This window comes from Coprococcus sp. RTP21204st1_G4_RTP21204_210225 (genome assembly GCF_040915385.1).
GTDB classification, from domain to species: domain Bacteria; phylum Bacillota; class Clostridia; order Lachnospirales; family Lachnospiraceae; genus Allocoprococcus; species Allocoprococcus comes.
Map to the genome: position 1 here is coordinate 1 of NZ_JBCPDP010000050.1, position 2,091 is coordinate 2,091.

Here is a 2,091-nt window from a genome sequence, read left to right on the forward strand (position 1 = left end):
ACACCGCCACAGTAGGGAATCAACTCTTTATAAGCCTGCTGAACCTCTGGCGATAAATCCGTGTAAGCAAAGTACAGCTTGTTTAATCGTCTGACAGATGTTGTCCTTACAATGTCGCCAGCAAAGGGGAGCTTCATATCAATGATTTGATAATCATTGCTGTCAGCTTCCACGCCGAGCAGGTCACGGAACAGCTCATAATCAATGGGTAAATCAAACCAGCGAGAGGTTTTATCCTCTGCTGATTTAGTCGTTTCAATCAATACGCTACATTCTTCCATAGGCTTTACGCTCCAATAATCTTATTGAATAACTGTAACAATACGTCTTTTACGCCGGACGCATTGAATACAAGACCAACGGCTACTAAGGCAACTACCAAGAATCCGATAAGTTTGGAAAACTCACGCTTGAATCCCAAGTAGATACCGATAACAACAATCGCCATCAGTACAAGGCTCTGTGCGTTGCTTAAAAACCAGTTATAAAGGTTCTGTCCAAAATTCATGCTTTCTTTTCTCCTTTCAGTTCCATCATTTTTCGGTCAGACTGTCTGCCAGCCTGTAAAATACACATGGCAATCACGCCAACTGTTCCCCCGAAAGAGAAGAATAGGAAATCAAATAATAATCGTTGCATTTTTCAATTCTCCTTTTCTAAAATCACATCTTCGGTAGATGTGGTCTGTTGTTCGATTATCTTGTAATGTTTTTCCGTCAGTTTCGTGGATTTACGGATTTCTTTCAGATAATCAACACCTGTTTTTGCTGTGATTGTTTCCAGCATTTTGAGTGTCGGGTCAACCTGCCGTTGAATCCAGCGTAGGGTTCTGTCCAGTGTGTAGGGTTCGGGTTTGGTCGTGAGCTTTAACGGCTCTCTGTTTTCCCCGATGAACCACGCCCAGCGGACAGATAATTTCCAGTCACTCCGTTTTTTGTCTGCTTCCTTATCCACGAAGCGTACATAACGGTTGATAATAGAAAATGCCGTCCGTTCAGCGTCATAGTAAGTCAGCAGGTCACGGACAGCATAATAAGCACGTTCATTTTTCAACCGTATTTCAAATCTGTTTTTTATCGGTGCTTCCTCAATGGGAATCCCAAGTTTGATGTACTGCTCATAGCTCTTTTCATAGACACAGAAGTACACCTCACTTTTCAATGAGCCGATATAAAGCGTATAGCCCATACCAGCCTTGTCCTGTTCCTCATGCTTGACTAGTTCGCCGGAAGCATAGGACTTAAAGGAACGGAACACGGATACACATTCCTCATTCCGGCATTTTTCGGTCAGTTCTGGAATATCTAACATTCCCGTATGGTCATTGATGGCAAGGTCAAGGCGTTTCATCACACCGCCGTCCACCAGAGCGTCCATAAGGAAGTCATACCAGCTCCGTTCCTGTGCCAGCAGATAACTTTCAAACTGGCGACAGCCTTTTCCTTTCAGTTCCAGCAGGACACCTTTTTCTTCATCGGGGGAAGTGTATACGAAAATATCTCCGATGTAGTAGTGTTCCGTGTAACTGTAATGCCCGAAGTCCTCATGTATCATGTACTGAATATTGAGCTGTAAAATATCTTTGATGATATGTCCAATATCCAGTGTCGGAAACCGTATCCTCACATAATCAAACAGCATGGTAAGCGGTGCTTCTGGATTGAATTTTTCCAGAGCTTCCATAAGTTTTACTTTCATTTCTTCTGTGACCGCCACCTTGCCGGATTCGATACGGCTTAAATGTTCACGGCTGATTCCAGCCATGACCGCAAGTTTCGTCTGGGATACACCGTACTGCAAACGTTTGTCTGCAAAATCCTGTATCCACTCTGTATCATTCAGTTCGATACCCCCTTTACGAAAAAAATGTGACATTTTTCATCTGATGTCACAGCAATAAAAAAAGCTACCAAACGCTTAATTTTAGCCAAGAATTGGTAACTTTTGTGTATGTTTCCTTGTGATTTGTGCCCCTCTGTTAGATACCGAGGGGCTTGATATATGCTGGCGTGGCTACCGCCACACCAGCAAGGCTAGTCCGTACCTGTGGCTTTCGCTTCGCACGCCACCTGTCCGTCCTGCCTTATGTGT

Annotated in this window: 3 protein-coding genes and 1 pseudogene; all 4 read right to left on the reverse strand. The window is 43.8% G+C overall.

Annotated features, from left to right (window positions below; genetic code table 11):
- Positions 1 to 281 (reverse strand): annotated as a pseudogene (locus tag AB5213_RS16950) (conjugal transfer protein); the annotation flags it as partial.
- A gap of 5 nt (positions 282 to 286) precedes the next feature.
- Positions 287 to 508 carry a hypothetical protein gene (locus tag AB5213_RS16955; protein WP_004844214.1) on the reverse strand — a complete coding sequence of 74 codons (222 nt, stop codon included), beginning with the start codon at positions 506 to 508 and terminating at the stop codon, positions 287 to 289.
- On the reverse strand, positions 505 to 639 hold the full coding sequence (locus AB5213_RS16960) for a DUF3789 domain-containing protein (RefSeq protein WP_081018984.1): 135 nt from the start codon (positions 637 to 639) through the stop codon (positions 505 to 507). Before AB5213_RS16960 ends, AB5213_RS16955 begins: the two co-directional genes overlap by 4 nt.
- Positions 640 to 642: 3 nt before the next feature.
- Positions 643 to 1,848, reverse strand: coding sequence for a MobT family relaxase (gene mobT, locus AB5213_RS16965; RefSeq protein ID WP_368277013.1), 1,206 nt, complete (start codon positions 1,846 to 1,848; stop codon positions 643 to 645).
- Between the last annotated feature and the right edge of the window lie 243 nt (positions 1,849 to 2,091).

Coding starts and splice junctions, on each gene's coding strand:
- AB5213_RS16955 (WP_004844214.1), bottom strand. CDS start 508: ATGAATTTTGGACAGAACCTTTATAACTGGTTTTTAAGCAACGCACAG.
- AB5213_RS16960 (WP_081018984.1), bottom strand. CDS start 639: ATGCAACGATTATTATTTGATTTCCTATTCTTCTCTTTCGGGGGAACA.